Source organism: Synechococcus sp. H60.3 (assembly GCF_047462295.1).
In the GTDB taxonomy this organism is placed as follows: domain Bacteria; phylum Cyanobacteriota; class Cyanobacteriia; order Thermostichales; family Thermostichaceae; genus Thermostichus.
In genome coordinates, this window is sequence record NZ_JANSIY010000200.1 from 1 (window position 1) to 1,580 (window position 1,580).

The following is a 1,580-nucleotide window of genomic DNA, read 5'->3' on the forward strand; positions in this document are numbered from 1 at the left end:
TTGGCTCAAGAGCCAATCAGTGTCGCGATGAAAGCCGTTCGTGCTGCAATTGAGGCGAACAAGTTAAATCTCTGGAGAGTTTCTCGCCGTGGGTCGCACGGTGGCAGCACGCTGAGACCTCTGTACAAACAAGTCTGTGAAGCGTGAAGCCCGTACTCTATTTGATGAGTTGTGTTTACTCAACGAAGATGAGTGTCGGGAGTCGTTTATCCTGGGCAGATTCTCCCCATCGGGAGCCGATTCTAGTAGTTATTTTTGCCCAGCAATTTCTACCTTAGGCTCATCAAAAGGCCGGAGAGAGGAACTTCCTGGGGAGGCAACAGACGCACCTCTACTTTCGCCACTCCCTGCTCGTAAATGCCTAGCTCACGAGCGGCAGCCGTCGAAATGTCCAGATCTCGACCGCGAACAAAGGGGCCCCGATCCAGAACATCCACCACCACTCTGCGCCTGGGATCCTCGGGATTGGTCAACAACAAGCGCGTGCCAATGGGCAAAGTGCGATGGGCGGCAACAAAGTCCTGCTCAGGTCGAAAGACGCTGCCATCCTTGAGTCGATTCCAGCTCTGGCCAGGAGGCAATTGGCCATAGTGGCTCACCACCATGTGTTCCCCTTCCCCTGGAACAGGCGGCAACAATGCAATCAAAGCACCGGTCAACCAATCGATCATCCGTTTTTCCTCGTCAAAGTCTCCCAAAAACGTGTCCGGGAATACACTGACGAGCCCCACCGATCCCGGGTTCCCCAGAGGGATCCTTCGGCTGAAGTCAGTAGGCTTGGGTGGGGGCAATGCTCCTAGAATCCGGCCCGGCTCCGTGGGGCGAGGGGATCCCGGAGAAATGCAAACCACTGTATCAATTTCTACATAGTTCTCTACATTCTGCAGGCTTCGTTAGGGGCTGAGCTAGAGTGTTTCCAGCAGACTCCTGGGGTGGGCTGCCTTTTCAGCTAGAAACCGCAGGAGCCCCGCCCTGTACCCCCGTATACGGGGGGAGGGGGGCCGGTCAGGGGCGGGAGGAATGCGGACGACGGATAACTGTGACATGGCCCAAGTCCTGACTATCTCCTGCAAGCTCAAGGTGTCTGTGTCGCAAGCCGCCAAGCTGGAGGCGACACTTGATGCTTTTGCGCGAGCCTTGCTCGCGCCAGCGGGCCGGAGGCCTTACTGGGTCAACCAAAGCACGCCAGAGAAGATAGTCAACGCCGTCAAGCTCCAATCGCTCTGCTACCGCGAAATTCGTACCCGCTTTGGACTATCCAGCAACCTGGCACAACAGGTGTGCAGAAGAAGGTTGGCCGCTGCACGTAAGATTGCCCAACAGAAAAACCGTTCAGTTAAAGCGTTCAAGGGCGGATTTGTTACCTACGATGCCCGCATCTTCTCTTTCCGGGAAAAAGACTGGACGGTGTCGCTGACCACCGTTGAGGGGCGGGAACGCTTTGAATTGGCAATGGGCAACTACCAGCGGGGCGTGTTGGCAGGCACCAATCCCAAATCGGCCACGCTCATCAAACGCCAAGACGGTTCTTACTACATCCAGATTTGCGTGGAGCACGACCCACCGGAGCCACAAGACAC

Annotated in this window: 1 protein-coding gene and 1 pseudogene; one reads left to right on the plus strand and one right to left on the minus strand. The window is 56.2% G+C overall.

What is annotated here, in order from left to right:
- Positions 1-269: 269 nt before the first annotated feature.
- Positions 270-671 carry a septal ring lytic transglycosylase RlpA family protein gene (locus tag NW841_RS12745; RefSeq protein WP_414364939.1) on the minus strand — a complete coding sequence of 134 codons (402 nt, stop codon included), beginning with the start codon at positions 669-671 and terminating at the stop codon, positions 270-272.
- Positions 672-1,044: 373 nt separating this feature from the next.
- On the opposite strand from NW841_RS12745, the pseudogene NW841_RS12750 reads away from it, so the two are divergent.
- Positions 1,045-1,580: pseudogene (locus NW841_RS12750) on the plus strand (RNA-guided endonuclease TnpB family protein); the annotation flags it as partial.

Coding starts and splice junctions, on each gene's coding strand:
- NW841_RS12745 (WP_414364939.1), bottom strand. CDS start 671: ATGATCGATTGGTTGACCGGTGCTTTGATTGCATTGTTGCCGCCTGTT.